Annotated in this window: 16 protein-coding genes; 7 read left to right on the top strand and 9 right to left on the bottom strand. The window is 54.6% G+C overall.

The window, feature by feature from the left end; all coding sequences use genetic code 11:
* Positions 1–3: 3 nt before the first annotated feature.
* The 5 genes from P1U71_RS00535 to P1U71_RS00515 all read right to left on the bottom strand — a co-directional run bounded on the left by P1U71_RS00535 (position 4) and on the right by P1U71_RS00515 (position 4,973).
* Complete coding sequence (locus tag P1U71_RS00535) at positions 4–960, bottom strand: acetyl-CoA carboxylase carboxyltransferase subunit alpha (RefSeq protein ID WP_301103586.1); 957 nt, start codon at positions 958–960, stop codon at positions 4–6.
* A gap of 115 nt (positions 961–1,075) precedes the next feature.
* Positions 1,076–2,056 carry a CoA ester lyase gene (locus P1U71_RS00530; RefSeq protein ID WP_301103585.1) on the bottom strand — a complete coding sequence of 327 codons (981 nt, stop codon included), beginning with the start codon at positions 2,054–2,056 and terminating at the stop codon, positions 1,076–1,078.
* 98 nt (positions 2,057–2,154) lie between these two features.
* Positions 2,155–3,048 carry a site-specific tyrosine recombinase XerD gene (xerD, locus tag P1U71_RS00525; protein ID WP_301103584.1) on the bottom strand — a complete coding sequence of 298 codons (894 nt, stop codon included), beginning with the start codon at positions 3,046–3,048 and terminating at the stop codon, positions 2,155–2,157.
* Between the two features lies 1 nt (position 3,049).
* Positions 3,050–4,852 (bottom strand): hypothetical protein, encoded by a 1,803-nt coding sequence (locus P1U71_RS00520; protein ID WP_301103583.1) that lies wholly within the window; start codon positions 4,850–4,852, stop codon positions 3,050–3,052.
* Complete coding sequence (locus P1U71_RS00515) at positions 4,833–4,973, bottom strand: hypothetical protein (RefSeq protein WP_227947910.1); 141 nt, start codon at positions 4,971–4,973, stop codon at positions 4,833–4,835. Before P1U71_RS00515 ends, P1U71_RS00520 begins: the two co-directional genes overlap by 20 nt.
* A gap of 209 nt (positions 4,974–5,182) precedes the next feature.
* Here P1U71_RS00515 and P1U71_RS00510 point away from each other — a divergent pair, with 209 nt between their 5' ends.
* From P1U71_RS00510 to P1U71_RS00495, 4 genes are read left to right on the top strand one after another with little or no spacing between them, the layout of a single operon-like run.
* A complete protein-coding gene (locus P1U71_RS00510; RefSeq protein WP_301103582.1) occupies positions 5,183–5,776 on the top strand; it encodes a shikimate kinase in 594 nt (197 codons plus the stop codon).
* Entirely contained in the window at positions 5,773–6,912 is a 1,140-nt protein-coding gene (gene aroB / locus P1U71_RS00505) for a 3-dehydroquinate synthase (protein ID WP_301103581.1), read from the top strand. The genes P1U71_RS00510 and aroB overlap by 4 nt, the downstream gene beginning before the upstream one ends.
* Positions 6,913–6,921: 9 nt before the next feature.
* Entirely contained in the window at positions 6,922–8,214 is a 1,293-nt protein-coding gene (locus P1U71_RS00500) for an HlyC/CorC family transporter (protein WP_301103580.1), read from the top strand.
* A gap of 38 nt (positions 8,215–8,252) precedes the next feature.
* Positions 8,253–9,128 (top strand): AEC family transporter, encoded by an 876-nt coding sequence (locus tag P1U71_RS00495; RefSeq protein ID WP_301103579.1) that lies wholly within the window; start codon positions 8,253–8,255, stop codon positions 9,126–9,128.
* Between the two features lie 5 nt (positions 9,129–9,133).
* Here P1U71_RS00495 and P1U71_RS00490 read toward each other — a convergent pair whose 3' ends face one another.
* Complete coding sequence (locus P1U71_RS00490; protein ID WP_301103578.1) at positions 9,134–9,400, bottom strand: ribbon-helix-helix domain-containing protein; 267 nt, start codon at positions 9,398–9,400, stop codon at positions 9,134–9,136.
* Positions 9,401–9,531: 131 nt separating this feature from the next.
* Complete coding sequence (locus P1U71_RS00485; RefSeq protein ID WP_301103577.1) at positions 9,532–9,789, bottom strand: BolA family transcriptional regulator; 258 nt, start codon at positions 9,787–9,789, stop codon at positions 9,532–9,534.
* A gap of 223 nt (positions 9,790–10,012) precedes the next feature.
* Here P1U71_RS00485 and P1U71_RS00480 point away from each other — a divergent pair, with 223 nt between their 5' ends.
* Genes P1U71_RS00480 through cobT form a run of 3 tightly spaced genes read left to right on the top strand, consistent with a single transcriptional unit; the run spans position 10,013 to position 13,531 of the window.
* Positions 10,013–10,603: a J domain-containing protein gene (locus P1U71_RS00480; protein WP_301103576.1), complete on the top strand. Its 591-nt coding sequence runs from the start codon at positions 10,013–10,015 to the stop codon at positions 10,601–10,603.
* Positions 10,604–10,652: 49 nt separating this feature from the next.
* Positions 10,653–11,654 carry a cobaltochelatase subunit CobS gene (gene cobS / locus P1U71_RS00475; protein WP_301103575.1) on the top strand — a complete coding sequence of 334 codons (1,002 nt, stop codon included), beginning with the start codon at positions 10,653–10,655 and terminating at the stop codon, positions 11,652–11,654.
* 8 nt (positions 11,655–11,662) lie between these two features.
* On the top strand, positions 11,663–13,531 hold the full coding sequence (cobT, locus tag P1U71_RS00470) for a cobaltochelatase subunit CobT (RefSeq protein ID WP_301103574.1): 1,869 nt from the start codon (positions 11,663–11,665) through the stop codon (positions 13,529–13,531).
* Positions 13,532–13,537: 6 nt separating this feature from the next.
* On the opposite strand, the gene P1U71_RS00465 is transcribed toward cobT, so the two are convergent.
* Together P1U71_RS00465 and rpmB are read right to left on the bottom strand one after the other, a co-directional pair.
* The gene (locus tag P1U71_RS00465; protein ID WP_301103573.1) at positions 13,538–14,305 is read right to left on the bottom strand and encodes a dienelactone hydrolase family protein; all 768 of its coding nucleotides are present in this window, start codon (positions 14,303–14,305) and stop codon (positions 13,538–13,540) included.
* A 137-nt stretch (positions 14,306–14,442) separates the two neighbouring features.
* Complete coding sequence (rpmB, locus tag P1U71_RS00460; protein ID WP_227947921.1) at positions 14,443–14,730, bottom strand: 50S ribosomal protein L28; 288 nt, start codon at positions 14,728–14,730, stop codon at positions 14,443–14,445.
* Between the last annotated feature and the right edge of the window lie 31 nt (positions 14,731–14,761).

The raw sequence follows: 14,761 nt of genomic DNA, 5'->3' as shown, positions 1-14,761 counted from the left end.
CGATCAGCCTTCGTCGAAGCGGCCAATCGCAAGGAATTTGCGGCGGCGCTCTTCACGGAGCTCGCCCGGCTCCTTGCCCGTGAGGGAGGCGAGTTCTTCCTCTATCGCATCCCCAAGCGCGGAAATCGCAGCGGGCACATCACGCTGGGCACCGCCAACAGGTTCATCGACTATCCGGTCGATCACTTTTAGCTTTAGAAGATCCTGCGCGGTGACTTTCATGGCAGTCGCCGCTTCCTGCGCTTTATCACGTGTTTTCCACAGGATCGCTGCGCAGCCCTCCGGTGAGATCACCGAATAGATGGCATGGGCAAACATCAAGACCCGATTTGCGCTCGCCAGCGCCACCGCGCCGCCACTGCCCCCTTCCCCGACGATTGAGGCGATCATGGGCACGCGTACATCGAGGCTAACCTCGATAGAGCGGGCAATCGCCTCCGCCTGACCGCGCTCCTCTGCGCCGATACCCGGATAAGCGCCGGATGTATCGATGAAGGTCAGAATGGGAAGGGAAAAATGATCGGCAAGCTGCATAAGCCGCTGCGCCTTACGATATCCCTCCGGTCGGGCCATACCAAAATTATGCTTGAGGCGGGTTTCTGTATCCTTGCCCTTCTCGGTTCCGATCACGACAACGCTACGACCCCGAAAACGTCCCATACCACCGATTATGGCCTTGTCGTCCGCGAAGGCCCTGTCGCCTGCAAGGGGCGTGAATTCTTCGATCAGCTGCGCCGTGATATCGCTCAGCTTTGGCCGATCGACATGACGGGCAACCTGCGTTTTCTGCCAGGGCGTCAGTTTCGAGTAGGTTTGTTCCAACTGGTGAAGGGCCTTCTGGCGGAGTTTGGCAATATCCTCCTTGATCTCGATATCACTGCCGTCTTCCAGCCCCTCAAGCTCGCGAATTTTGCCTTCGAGGTCAGCAATCGGCTTCTCAAAATCAAGGAAATTATTCATTAAATGTCCAAACTCCACAGTTATCGACGGTCTGATTAATAAATTGGCGGAACGGTTACGTCAATCAACCGTTCCGCCAGCATTTAAAATAATGACAGCTATATGACGCGAAAAATTATCCGCGGGCCGCGATGATATCAGCCTGATTTACCAAAGCTTCCGCCTGCTTGATCGAGGCGATATCGATCAGCCGACCATCGAGAGCGACGGCGCCCGCGCCTTCGGCTTGCGCCTTTTCCATGGCTTCCAGAATACGGCGTGCCTTCGCGACTTCTTCCTTCGCTGGCGTGAAGATGTCATTGGCAAGCGGGATCTGTTTCGGGTGAATGGCCCATTTCCCTTCACAGCCAAGAATGGCCGCGCGATTACCATGGGCGACATACCCATCCGGATCAGAGAAATCACCGAACGGGCCATCAATCGGGCGAAGGCCGTTGGCGCGCGCGGCCACAACCATGCGGGCAATCGCATAATGCCACATATCGCCCCAATGAAAATCACGGCTTCCGTCTTCTGCCGGATCCGTCAGCACGCCATAAAGCGGGTTCGGTCCGCCGATGGAGGTTGTCCGCGCCTTTGTCGAGGCGGCATAGTCCGCCACACCAAAATGCAGGCTCTCGTTGCGCTTACTTGCCGCAGCGATTTCATGGATATTCTGCATCCCGAGAGCGGTTTCAATAATATGCTCAAACCCGATTTTCTTTTTTCGGCCCGTTGCTGTCTCAATCTGAGTTACCATCATATCAACGGCATATACGTCGGAAGCCGTGCCGACCTTCGGGATCATGATCAGGTCGAGGCGCTCCCCGCCCTGCTCAACCACATCCACAATGTCGCGATACATGTAATGCGTATCAAGACCGTTGATCCGGACAGACATGACCTTATCGCCCCAATCGATATCATGCAGGGCTTCGATGATATTCTTGCGCGCCTGCGCCTTATCATTCGGTGCAACCGCATCCTCCAGATCGAGGAAAATAGCATCCGCATCGGACTTAGCGGCCTTTTCAAACATATGCGGGCTGGAACCGGGAACGGCAAGTTCACAACGGTTCAGGCGCGAGACGCAAGGTTCCGGAACAGTAAAGCTCATGAGTTTTACACTTTCTTCAATATGAGTTTGTGAATTAGTTGGGAGGAAATTGCGTTAGCCGGAAGACAGAGTCAAGTTTTCCCCCAAATAAATTTTCATCATGCAAGGGGATGGTGGGTTGTAACAATTTCCTTCAGCCGTTCCTGCAGAACATGGGTGTAGATCTGGGTCGTCGAAATATCGGAATGCCCCAGCATCTTCTGAAGGCTTCGAAGATCGGCCCCATGGGCGAGCAAATGGCTCGCAAAAGCGTGCCGCAAAACATGCGGGGAAACTTTGGCGGAATCAATATTTGCCTCAATCGCCAATTCTTTTAGAAGCTGGCCCAGTCGTTGGCGCGTGAGAAACCCCTGCCCGCCCCGTGACGGATAGAGCCATTTTGAATGAGCGCCATCCGGGCAGAAAACGTCCCGCACTTCAAGATATCGACCCAGCGCCTGTTTGGAGGTATCATTCACCGGCACCAGCCGTTCCTTATTGCCCTTACCTCGGACAATGAGAAACCGATCCTGCTCCCGCAGCGCCGGAAACGGCAGGGATACAAGCTCCGTCACGCGGAGGCCGGTCGCATACAACAGATGAAGCAGAGACAGGAGCCGCCTTTTTTCCGGCGTATCCCCTTCTGCCGCCGCCAGCAGGCCGTCCACCTCAGCTTCCGTCAGATACTTCGGCAAACGACGTCCCGCGCGCGGGCTATCAATGTTCAGCGCGGGATCATCATGGCGAATATCCTCCCCCAATAGATAAGAGAAAAGCTGACGTATCGCACTCAAGCGTCGTGCCTGGGTGGATGCTTTCAGACCGCTGTCATCCAGAAGCTTGAGATAGGCCTGAATATCCTTTGATGATACGACCGAGAGGTTCTTTCCGCACCGAAGGGCGAAGCTCTCGAAATCATTGAGGTCCCGACGATATCCGGACAGGGTGTTTTCCGCGGCTCCCCGCTCGGTGAGGAGCATTTCAAGGAAACCCTCGATATAATGGCGGGTCACCTTAAAGGTTCCGCGAAACGGCGGCCTCTAATGCGAGTTGACGAGCCTCGGCTTCGAGCCCGATAGCCTTCAGCGCGCGGATAACCGCAACCAAAGTCTCACTTGACGTCTTGCCGGGCCCTTCCGATCCAATTGCCGCAATAGAGAGGGCCACGGTTTCCCCGATCAGCCCCGCCCCGGCGGCAGATTGCAGGTTCCGCTCGATCACAATGTTGGAAAAACCCGGCCTTGAGGTCTGGGCTGCGCCAAGTGCGGCGGCCCAGAGATCATCCGGAACCGGCTCACCCATCACATCGAGAATAGCAAGATACAGCCCGGCATTATCACCGGGCGCGGCAGCGCCACTATGATCAAAATCCTCAGCGTCGAAATTGACGGCGTTCCAGCGTGCAATGCCTGTCGTACCGGAGATGAGCATATAGGCGTCCGCGCGGGCGATAAATTTCCGCGCTGTTTCCCGCTCCGCGAAATCACCCCGAAGCGCGCCGCGGCGAACGGCACGCTCCCATAGTGCTGCGGTCGCCTCTTCCTTTCCGACGAGAGAGAGACGCAAGGCGTCCAGTTCGAACACATCGCCATATTCCGCAGCCGTCATCCCGGACAGGAGTGGCATGGACAGATCAGCGGCCGCCAGATAAGAGCCATCCCGCTCACCAGCTGCCCAAAGGTCCCCAAGCAGGCGAGTTTTTTCAGCATCGGCAGAGGCCCCTAATGCGTCCCGATAGAGCGCCGCAATCTGGCCGAGGCTGGGGTTTTCTTCCGTCTCTAACAGAAAGGCGCCTTCATTGATAAGGCGCCGGGACAGGAGAGCCGGAATACTTCCAATGGAAAGCGATTTATAGGCTGCGGTAAATCTCGCGTTGACATCCGCCGTCTTATCCATCGCGAGCGCCCAGAGGAACGCATTTCCCGCCCTCTCAAGCACCGCGACAGATGGTGCAGCCTTGGCAAGGCTTATCATCGCGAAATGCAGCGCGGTGAGGGGTTGGGCCGTTTCAGGGAGGTCGGCATTGCCGCCGGCCAGCCGGTCATAGAGCGCGAAGAACAGCGCATCTTCGCCCGCTGTTTCGTCCAGCAGCGTGATGCCAATCTCCGCCCGAGGCATATTGCCTGCAACGATATTGCAGAAAACATCCGCCTTGGTCCAAAAATTATCGACAGTTGCGGCTTTGGTGCGATCAACGACTTTGCAGGCCTGTTCATTCTGCCCCTGAAGCAGCAGAACTTCGGTTGCAATACGGTTAAGCTCAGGTGTCATGCTGGAGGCAGGGACCCGGCTCACCAGATCCGACGCATCCGTCACCAGACCGGCAGCCAGCAGTTTTTCAAGCCGCAATCTAATCAGTTCCGTCGGCTGGCCCTGCCCCTGTGGAATTGCGGCTGACGTAAGCAGCAGGCGGCGATAGAGTTTCTGTAATTCAGGAGATTCATGCGGAACCGGCAAATACTCAAGCAAGGTCTGGATGCGGCCCTGGGATGATCCCTGCCACATATCCGATCCCAACCCGCCATTTGTCGCGCTCAAAGTGCCAATAGAGGCCGGGTTCAACCCGCCGAGTGACTGCACAACAACAGCCCCCTTGATACGGTTCCCCTCCAGCACATTTTTTTGTGGCGCCGACGTTATTGGGGCTGAACTCACAGGAGCCTTGTCAGTATTCGTTGCCGGTGTAGCTTTTCCAAGCGACGGCACCAGATTAAGCGGCTTATCCTGCGCCGCTGCTATCGGCGCCATAGCCGTCAGGCCCGCAATTAACAGGCCAGTGCCGAATAAAAGCCTGAATCTATTTCGGGAACTGGTCATTCGGAATAACCTTCTCAACTTTTACCGTCGGCGCAGGAATATCCCAGGCGGAGAGGAACACACCGCCGCCAATAACCGCAGCAGCCACCAAAAATAGCAGGAAAAGGGAAAACTTAGACATATTCGATCACTATTTCCGAAATCAGAGCACCAAAAATGAGTGCATGTTAGGCAAACTGTTGCTATTTAAAGCACTAAGCTGCGATTATGGTAAAAATTGGCTTTATTGATTAGCACGGTTCGGCGAATTACATCAATAACCTTAGCAAAGATATTGTGCCGCTGGGATTAAGCGGAGGGATCGCCTGACCGCTGAAAAAAAGTGATAGGATGAATAAGATACAAGTTGCCGAAGCCGGTTCTGCCGCTCCGGTTGATGATTTTGAAACCAGGCCCATCGTGTTGGTCGGCCTGATGGGTGCCGGGAAGAGTTCTGTCGGGCGGCGTCTCGCGACCCAACTCGGATTAGCGTTTAAAGACGCGGATACGGAGATTGAAACCGCATCCAATCTGTCTGTATCGGAATTCTTCGATATTCATGGGGAGGCGTCTTTTCGTGATGGCGAACGGAAGGTCATCGCTCGCCTGCTTAAAGAGCCTCGGCATGTTCTGGCAACTGGCGGCGGAGCGTTCATGGACCCGAAGACGCGCGCCCTTATTGTCCAAAAAGGCTGTTCAATCTGGTTGCGTGCGGAGCTTGATGTCATTTATAAGCGCTGCATGAAACGCAACAATCGCCCACTTTTAAAAACAGGCGATCCAAAAACTATTTTAAAGGATCTGATGGACACGCGGTATCCGGTCTATGCCGAGGCGGATATCACGGTCGACAGTGACGATGGCCCGCATGAAATTGTGGTCGACAAGATCATCGCCGCGCTGAAAAGCCTATCATCGGCCCAAGACACTTCAGGTAGCAAATGACATCCTTACCCGCAGAATCCGCCTCGACATTCGCAGAAGTACAGGTTGCACTGGGCGCGCGCTCCTATAACATTCTCATCGGCACTGATCTGATTGGCGGCGCTGGCGCGACGTTGCGGAATATCCTGAAAAATCCACGCGTCGCCGTTGTCACGGATGAAAATGTCGCAGCGGTTCACCTGGAAAGCCTGCAAACTTCCTTGACCGATACCGGGATCGAGCATAGCGCTCTTGTCTTTCCAGCCGGTGAAGGGAGCAAGAGTATCGCGACCTATAGCGATTTAATGAGCCGCCTTCTGGATAGCCGCATTCAAAGGGACGAGGCTTTGATCGCTCTTGGCGGCGGCGTCATCGGCGACCTCACGGGTTTTGCTGCGGCCACTTTACGCCGGGGTGTGGATTTTATCCAGATACCAACGACCTTGCTGTCCCAGGTTGACAGCTCAGTCGGAGGCAAGACCGGTGTTAATGCACCTCAGGGCAAGAATCTCATCGGTGCCTTTTACCAACCGCGTCTGGTGCTCGCTGATATCTCAACATTGGACAGCCTGCCACATCGCGAGGTTTTGGCGGGTTATGCCGAGGTCGTGAAATATGGCCTGCTCGGCGACTATGCATTTTTCGAATGGCTCGAAGCGAATGGTCGGAAGGTGATTGAGGGCGATACCGCCGCGCGCATTTATGCCGTAGAGCAAAGCGTGAAAGCCAAGGCCCGCATCGTGGCTTTGGACGAACGTGAAGGCGGTGTAAGGGCACTCCTAAACCTTGGCCATACATTCGGGCATGCGTTAGAGGCGGAAACCGGCTATGGCCCGCACCTCAATCATGGGGAGGCCGTCGCAACTGGCATGATCATGGCGGCGGAACTATCCGTGAGCCTCGGGCTGCTCAATCGTCAGGACTGCGGACGAATTCGTGCGCATTTTATTTCTATCGGGCTGCCTGTTGCAGTCCCGAAAATTGATGGCATTACCTGGACGGCAGAAAAACTGCTCGCTCATATGCGGCAGGATAAGAAAATCAGTGGCGGCAAAATCACACTTATCCTCATGAACGCCATTGGCGACGCTTTCAGCACAAAAACAATTGATGAATCGGATATCCTGTCGCTCCTTCGACAGGAACTACAGGAATAGAACAAGGAAATGGACACGGGTGAAATAAATTTGGAATTGATCCTCCTCCCGCTCGCAATTTTTCTGCTTTTAGTGCTTTCCGCTTTCTTTTCGGGCTCGGAAACTGCGCTGACGGGGGCATCCCGCGCCCGCCTGCATCAGATGGAGCAATCCGGCGACCACAGAGCCGGGCTTGTAAACCGGCTCCGCGACAAGCACACGAAGCTTATCAGCGCCATTCTACTTGGCAATAACCTGGTCAATATCCTGGCTTCCGCCCTTGCGACCAGCATTTTCATTTCCCTGTTCGGAGATATTGGCGTTGCCTATGCGACCCTTATCATGACCGTTCTTGTGCTGGTCTTTGCGGAGGTTCTGCCAAAAACCATTGCACTCCGGCGGACAATCCCCGTCGCACTCTTCGTCGCGCCCGTACTGCGACCGGCGGTCTTCCTCCTCTCGCCCGTGGTTATGGGTATCAACTATATCGTCGATGTAACCTTGAGCCTGATGGGGATTAAGGGAGGCGACGGCGACAGTGATACATTAACGGATGCCGCGCAGGATGAATTGCGCGGAGCGATCGAGCTGCATTCGGAAGATGCCGGCGTTATCATGCATGAACGCTACATGCTGGACACGATCCTCGATATGGACGAGGTGGACCTTGAAGAGATCATGGTTCATCGCAAGAATGTGGAAATGGTCGATGCGGAAAAACCAGTCCGCGAAATTATCGATCAGGTACTTGGTAGCCCCTATACAAGATTGCCTCTCTGGAAGAAAAACCCCGAGAATATTATTGGCATCATCCACGCGAAGGATATGCTCCGTGCCCTGATCCCCTTGGGCGGCGATTATGAGAATCTGGATATCGAATCAATCGCTCTCGAAGCATGGTTCGTTCCGGAAACCACAACGCTGCGCAGCCAGCTCAACGCATTTCTGGAACGAAAGAGCCACTTCGCCCTTGTCGTCGATGAATATGGTGCACTCATGGGGTTGGTCACGCTCGAAGATATTCTTGAGGAAATCGTCGGCGATATCGCGGACGAACATGACCTTGCCGTAAGCGATGTCCGATTGATGAAGGATGGCAGCATTGTCACAAAAGGCGATGTTACCATCCGTGATCTGAACCGGCAGTTCAATTGGGCGCTTCCTGATGAAGAGGCCGCGACGGTTGCCGGATTGGTCATCCATGAAGCCCAGATTATCCCGGACATTGGGCAAGCCTTTATATTTCATGGATATAAATTTGACATTCTCAAAAAAGATCTTAACCAGATTACGGAACTTCGTATCACCTCGCTTGAGCTATAGAATTTCAACCGGACAAGCCAACTGGAAACTCCGCCCATATGTTTGAAATTCTCCTCAACATTATTGCGCCGGTCGTTATCACCGCCGGGATTGGTTTTTTCTGGGCCAAGACAGGCCGCGCCTTTCATACGGAAACAGTGACCGGGTTGGTAACGAATGTTGGCTCCCCGATGCTGATTTTCTCGACGCTTGTCAAACTCGATATGGAACTAGGCGCCTTCCTTGAGTTTGCAATGTTCGCCGCAGTTTCCGCCTTGGCCTTTTGCTTGATTGGCGTCACGGCATTGAAACTCAGTAGCCTCAATATCCGCAATTACCTGCCCGGCCTGATGTTTCCGAATACGGGAAATATGGGCCTGCCGCTTTGTTTCTTCGCTTTCGGGGAAGCCGGTCTCGCGCTTGCCATCGCCGTCTTTACCGTCTTTTCCACCTTACAGTTCACCTTCGGCATTTGGCTTTCTTCCGGCGCTAGTTCTCCCGGTCAACTGCTTCGCACGCCCCTTATCTATGCCGTGATTATCGGACTTGGGTTGAAGGCACTTGCTTTTCCCGTCCCGCTTTGGATCATAAATACGACCGAGCTTATCGGCAGCCTGACCATTCCCTTGATGATCCTTGCCCTGGGTGTCAGCCTTGCGAGCCTTTCTGTAAATCACATCCGTCTTGCAACCGGTCTGTCAGTTCTTCGGCTTGCCATGGGATTTGCCGTCGGATACGGCCTTGCCGCCCTGTTCGGACTGGAAGGGGTCGAGCGCGGAGTTCTGATCCTTGAATGCAGCATGCCCGTCGCCGTATTCAACTATCTGTTCTCGCTTCGCTATGACCGCGCCCATAGCCATGTTGCAGGGATGGTGCTCATATCAACACTGCTCTCCTTCATCACCCTCCCCGCATTGCTCTTCTATCTACTTTAAGGCGGTCAGGAATCAAGGTTTCTGTTCTGGTTGCGATAGTGATCAAGGATGGCAGACCGTATGCGGGAAGTGCGGGAATGCTCTTGGCGCCTCTCATCGCTGTCCGCCCTACAGCAGAAATCATTGATCGACATATTTTCCCGCGCGCAAATGTCGCGCAGGGCCTCCCATTCGATTTCCTCCAGCCGGATGCTGGTCCGATGGGGCTGGCCTGAGGTTGGATCTATGACTGAAATATTGCGGTTAATGAGGGATTGGCTTACCTGGGTCATGTTAGGGCTCCTGTCGCTGCTCTTATAAGTTGCCATATTTTTTACTAAACTCTCAAAAGGAGCATATAGGCGCGTGATAAATTCGTTCAACAGTTTTTTCTGATGTTTTTATCGGATCAAGAACAGCGAAGTTACGATCGCACGTTGAGCGCGAGCGCGTGGATATCCGAGCTAAGCTCCTCCGAGAGAACCTCATACACGGCCCGTTGGCTAGCAACGCGGGACATTCCTTTGAACTTCTCCGCAGTTATTTCCACCCGAAAATGGCTTTCCCCTTCGGGACGGGCGCCTGCATGGCCTGCATGCATATGCGATTCGTCGACAACGACAAGGCGGGTTGGGGAAAACGCTTTGTTGAGCTTATTCTCTATGGTTGCTGCGACTGACATTATGCCTGCTTTCCTTACCTATCTTGCTCACCTGTCTTACTGATAGGTTTATAGCAGATATTTCCATTGCGCATCGACTGAATATCACAATTTTTCTGAGTCCTTAGCGTCATGCCAACACTGTAGATAGATGTTGCCCAATTACCGTCGTCGTGAGTTTAAAAAACACCTCTTTTTCTGCCCCAGCCTTGCTATGGGAGCGGGCAGCGCCCATAATAATTTAATGTCGAAGAACAGAGAAATACCGCTTGGCGATGACACGCCCGAACCACTCCACAGGCAATGCGATCATGTGGATTGTTTCGAGGTGGGGGAATTTCGGGCGCCAAAAGCCCGGCTGCTCGATCGGGGAAATCCGGCCGATTACCAGTGGTTCTGCCTCGCGCATATCCGCGAGTTCAATAAATCGTGGAATTTCTTTGATGGCATGTCGGATGAAGAAGTCCTCCGTTATAAGGACGAGGATATCACAGGCCACCGCCCGACGTGGAAACTGGGAAGCCGCACAGCAAGCCCGCGCGACGAATACCGATATCATGATCCCTTCAATTTTCGCGACGATATGGGAACTTCGGATAAGACGTCTGAAAAATCCCGCGCAAACGGCCACCCGGAAATGGATCCGAAGGAGCGGGAGGCCCTCGCCGTCCTGAATTTACAGCCCGGCAGCAGCCTTGAGCAGATCAAGCGGCGCCATAAGGAACTTGCAAAAAAATACCACCCTGATATCCGTGGTGGAGATAAAAAGGCCGAAGAAATACTAAAAAACATCAATCAGGCCTATACACATTTGCGATCTTGCGCTAACTCGTAAGCTTGCCCGTAAAAGAAACACCACAAATTGTGACACGGAACTGCTATTTATGACGTCCTTAGAACTTGCCGGCGAAACGCCGGAAATGAAAATTGATTTGCCCGATACGAAGGTTTCCGTCCGGGAAGTTTTTAAAATTGACAGTGATCTTGAAGTCCCTGCCTTCAGCGTATCGACCGATCGCGTGCCGGACCTCGATCCGGCCTATGTCTTCGATCATGATACAACACTCGCGATTTTGGCCGGTTTTGCCTTTAACCGCCGGGTTATGGTGCAGGGGTATCACGGTACCGGCAAATCCACCCATATCGAGCAGGTCGCCGCGCGCCTCAACTGGCCCTGTGTCCGGGTTAATCTCGACAGCCATATTTCACGTATCGATCTTGTTGGCAAGGACGCCATCGTCCTGCGCGACGGCAAACAGGTAACCGAGTTTCGCGAAGGCATCCTCCCCTGGGCGCTGCAGTCACCGACAGCGATCGTCTTCGATGAGTATGATGCCGGGCGTCCGGATGTGATGTTCGTGATCCAGCGCGTTCTCGAAGTTGAAGGCAAGCTGACATTGCTCGACCAGAACCGGGTTATCCGCCCGCACCCGGCCTTTCGGATGTTTTCGACGACGAACACCGTGGGACTTGGCGACACAACCGGTCTCTATCATGGCACACAGCAATTGAATCAGGGCCAGATGGACCGCTGGAACATTGTGACGACATTGAATTACCTGCCGGAGGAAACCGAGAACGAAATTGTTCTTGCGAAGTTGCCGGGCTACGACAATGAAGAGGGCCGCAAGACCGTCCGCGCCATGATTGCCTGCGCTGAGCTGAGCCGGGCCGGATTTATCGCCGGCGACATCTCCACCGTTATGAGCCCCCGGACGGTGATTACATGGGCGGAAAATACGCAGATTTTTGGCGAGATCGGGTTCGCCTTCCGCGTCACCTTCCTCAATAAGTGCGACGAGATGGAACGGCCTCTGGTTGCCGAATATTATCAGCGCAGTTTTGGCGAAGAGCTCCCTGAATCCGCAGCCAATATCGTCGCGTAAGCGCTCCGATGGCCTTTATCAAAAATAAGGAGCCTGCGGCCGAACCCTTTAAGCGCGCCGTCACCGCCGCCATGCGGGCGATGTCGCATGAGAAGGAGCTTGAAGTTGTCTATGGGAACGATGCGCCGGGGATGAGCGGGGATCGCGCGCGCCTGCCAAACCCCGCAAAAGACCTGCCGGTGGAGGATGTCCGCCTCGTGCGCGGGCTCGCTGACAGCATCGCCCTTCGCAAGCGCTATCACGACGACGGAATGCATGCCCGTTACGCCCCGGAAGGGGGTGACGCGAAGGCTGTGTTTGATGCAATCGAACAGGCACGAGTAGAGGCCATCGGCGCGGGCCGGATGAAAGGCGTAGCCGACAATCTTTTTAACCGGTGGGATAGCCATTGCAAGGAATGCGGTTTCGATCGTATTTACGACAAGGCGGAAGCGCCGATTGCGGAAGTTCTTGGGCTTCTCGCGCGCGAAAAGCTGGCCAATATTCCCGTGCCGGAGAGTGCACAAAGCATGGTCGATCTCTGGCGCGCCGAGATTGAAGAAAAAAGCGGCGATGATTTCGCCGAGATGCTCAAGACCATCTCAAGCCAGAAGGAATTTGCAAGCGCTGCGCGGAAACTGCTTAAAGATCTCGATCTGATAGATGATGCCGAAGGCGAATTTTCCGACGAGGACGATAGCGGCGACAGCGATGAAGGCGAACAGCAACCGGATGCCGAGAGCAGCGGCTCCGAAAGCGATGATGAGGCACAGGAAGCCAGCGCCGCCGAGGATGCCGACACGCAAGAAGGCGCCGGGGAAGACGGCACCGATACCGAAGCAGGCGAGAGCGCCGATATGGAGGCCACCAGCACCGGCGATGAAGCGGGCCGCGATCGCCGCCCGGTCTATCCGGAGGACTTCCGCAATTCGCCGGAGGCCGCCGCTTATAAAGCCTATACCACTGAGTATGATGAAGTCATTCAGGCCGGCGACTTATGTGAGCCCGGAGAGCTTGCCCGGCTTCGCCAGCAGCTCGATCAGCAGCTGACCAATATGCATAGCCTGGTCAGCAAACTGGCCAACCGCCTTCAACGCAAACTTCTTGCACAGCAGAACCGCTCTTGGGAATTCGATCTGGAAGAAGGTATTCTGGATGCCGCCCGGCTTTCCCGCGTGGTTGTTGATCCGCAGCTCCCGCTCTCTTTCAAGGTGGAGCAGGACACGAACTTCCGCGATACGGTGGTAACGCTATTGATCGATAACTCCGGTTCCATGCGAGGTCGGCCGATTTCCGTCGCCGCCATGTGCGCCGACGTCCTCGCCCGGACGCTGGAGCGTTGCTCCGTCAAGGTTGAGATCCTTGGCTTCACGACCCGCGCCTGGAAAGGCGGACAGTCGCGTGAAAAATGGCTGGAACAGGGGAAAGAGCCAAATCCCGGCCGTCTCAACGACCTCCGCCATATCGTCTATAAATCTGCGGATTATCCCTATCGCCGCGCCCGCCAATCACTTGGCCTGATGCTGCGCGAAGGGCTACTGAAGGAAAATATTGATGGCGAAGGGTTGCTCTGGGCGCATAACCGGCTGCTGGGCCGACCGGAGCAGCGGCGCATCCTGATGGTAATCTCCGATGGCGCGCCGGTGGATGACAGCACACTGTCCGTCAATCCGGGCAATTACCTCGACAAACACTTGCGCGAGGTTATCAAGTGGATCGAAACACGCTCCCCTGTCGAGCTGATTGCCATCGGCATTGGTCATGACGTCACGCGTTATTATCAGCAAGCCGTCACGATCATCGACGCCGAGCAACTTGGCGGGGTCATGATGGAACAGCTTGCCGATCTTTTTGATGAACAGAAACCCGCGAAACGGAAAAAATCCGACCGCTGGTAACCTCCCCTACCCCATCAGGGTCTTTTTGAAAAAGCCGACGCTGCGCTGCCAGGCAAGCTGTGCATCCGCCTGATCATATCGACCGCCCGACGGGTTGGCGAAGGCATGATCCGCATCGTACCAGAACACCTCCGGTGCAGGCTGCTCCGCGAGCTTCATTTGCTCGACAAAGCCATCGACCATCGCCTTATTGATCCATTGATCCTTTTCGGCAAAATGGCCCATGACCGGACCTTTCAGGGGTTTAAGCTGATCGGCGGACCGGTCAACGCTACCATAATAGACAATGGTTGCTTCCGTCGGCGCCGCAATCGAGGCATTGAGCGCCCAACCGCCGCCAAAGCACCAGCCGATTGTTCCGAGATTATCTGTGGTTTTCTCATTGGCGCGCGTCCATGCGACCCATTTTTCAAGGGTTTCGGTCGCCTCTGCCGGTTTAACCGCCTTCATATGCTGCCCGGCCTCTTCGCCATTTTCCGCAATCTTACCTTCATAAAGGTCGACCGCAACGGCGACATACCCTTCCCGGGCCAGCTCCGCCGCAACGGCCTTGATCTGGTCATTGAGGCCCCACCACTCATGGACAAGGAGAACAGCCGGCGCCGGTGTTACTTCCGGATAGATAACGGAAGCCGTTACCGACTGTCCGCCATCAAGCTTGATCGTGACATCTTCGGTCATTTCGGCAGCCGCCCGCGCAAGCAATGGGTCCGCAAGGATTGCCGCCAGCGGCAAGGTTGCCGCGCCTTTTACAATATCACGTCGTGCATACATCTGAATTCTCCCCAATTGAGTAAAGTTCGCCCCGGTGCTTAACCAGATAGTACGCTTGAATTGTGAGGCAAATTTGGCATAAAAAAAACGGGTGGAAAAATCCACCCGTTTTTTATTCCGTGATCTTCAGATCAGATTTATGCGGAAGCCGCCGCTTTCTTGATCTCGCGCTTTACGCGCTGTGCCTGCAGCGACAGATTAGTGTCACGCGCCTTCAACAAGAATTTGTCGAGACCGCCATTATGTTCAACGGAACGCAGCGCCGATGCCGACACTTTCATGTTGAAGGAACGGCCAAGTGCCTCGGACATCAAACGGACTTCCTGCACATTCGGCAAAAACCGGCGACGGGTTCTATTCTTGGCGTGGCTGACATTATTGCCGGCCTGAACACCTTTACCTGTCAATTCGCAACGACGTGCCATCCTGGACCTCTTTAACCAAATAAATAGGGGT

Source organism: Sneathiella sp. (genome assembly GCF_029233945.1).
Classification (GTDB): domain Bacteria; phylum Pseudomonadota; class Alphaproteobacteria; order Sneathiellales; family Sneathiellaceae; genus Sneathiella.
Note: the sequence above shows the minus strand (reverse complement) of the source record. Positions and strands in the feature narration are given on the sequence as shown.

Excerpts from the sequence above, each read along its gene's own strand:
- P1U71_RS00535 (WP_301103586.1), bottom strand. The coding sequence starts at position 960 with ATGAATAATTTCCTTGATTTTGAGAAGCCGATTGCTGACCTCGAAGGC.
- P1U71_RS00530 (WP_301103585.1), bottom strand. The coding sequence starts at position 2,056 with ATGAGCTTTACTGTTCCGGAACCTTGCGTCTCGCGCCTGAACCGTTGT.
- P1U71_RS00520 (WP_301103583.1), bottom strand. The coding sequence starts at position 4,852 with ATGACCAGTTCCCGAAATAGATTCAGGCTTTTATTCGGCACTGGCCTG.
- P1U71_RS00515 (WP_227947910.1), bottom strand. The coding sequence starts at position 4,973 with ATGTCTAAGTTTTCCCTTTTCCTGCTATTTTTGGTGGCTGCTGCGGTT.
- P1U71_RS00510 (WP_301103582.1), top strand. The coding sequence starts at position 5,183 with ATGAATAAGATACAAGTTGCCGAAGCCGGTTCTGCCGCTCCGGTTGAT.
- aroB (WP_301103581.1), top strand. The coding sequence starts at position 5,773 with ATGACATCCTTACCCGCAGAATCCGCCTCGACATTCGCAGAAGTACAG.
- P1U71_RS00500 (WP_301103580.1), top strand. The coding sequence starts at position 6,922 with ATGGACACGGGTGAAATAAATTTGGAATTGATCCTCCTCCCGCTCGCA.
- P1U71_RS00495 (WP_301103579.1), top strand. The coding sequence starts at position 8,253 with ATGTTTGAAATTCTCCTCAACATTATTGCGCCGGTCGTTATCACCGCC.
- P1U71_RS00490 (WP_301103578.1), bottom strand. The coding sequence starts at position 9,400 with ATGACCCAGGTAAGCCAATCCCTCATTAACCGCAATATTTCAGTCATA.
- P1U71_RS00485 (WP_301103577.1), bottom strand. The coding sequence starts at position 9,789 with ATGTCAGTCGCAGCAACCATAGAGAATAAGCTCAACAAAGCGTTTTCC.
- P1U71_RS00480 (WP_301103576.1), top strand. The coding sequence starts at position 10,013 with ATGTCGAAGAACAGAGAAATACCGCTTGGCGATGACACGCCCGAACCA.
- cobS (WP_301103575.1), top strand. The coding sequence starts at position 10,653 with ATGACGTCCTTAGAACTTGCCGGCGAAACGCCGGAAATGAAAATTGAT.
- cobT (WP_301103574.1), top strand. The coding sequence starts at position 11,663 with ATGGCCTTTATCAAAAATAAGGAGCCTGCGGCCGAACCCTTTAAGCGC.
- P1U71_RS00465 (WP_301103573.1), bottom strand. The coding sequence starts at position 14,305 with ATGTATGCACGACGTGATATTGTAAAAGGCGCGGCAACCTTGCCGCTG.
- rpmB (WP_227947921.1), bottom strand. The coding sequence starts at position 14,730 with ATGGCACGTCGTTGCGAATTGACAGGTAAAGGTGTTCAGGCCGGCAAT.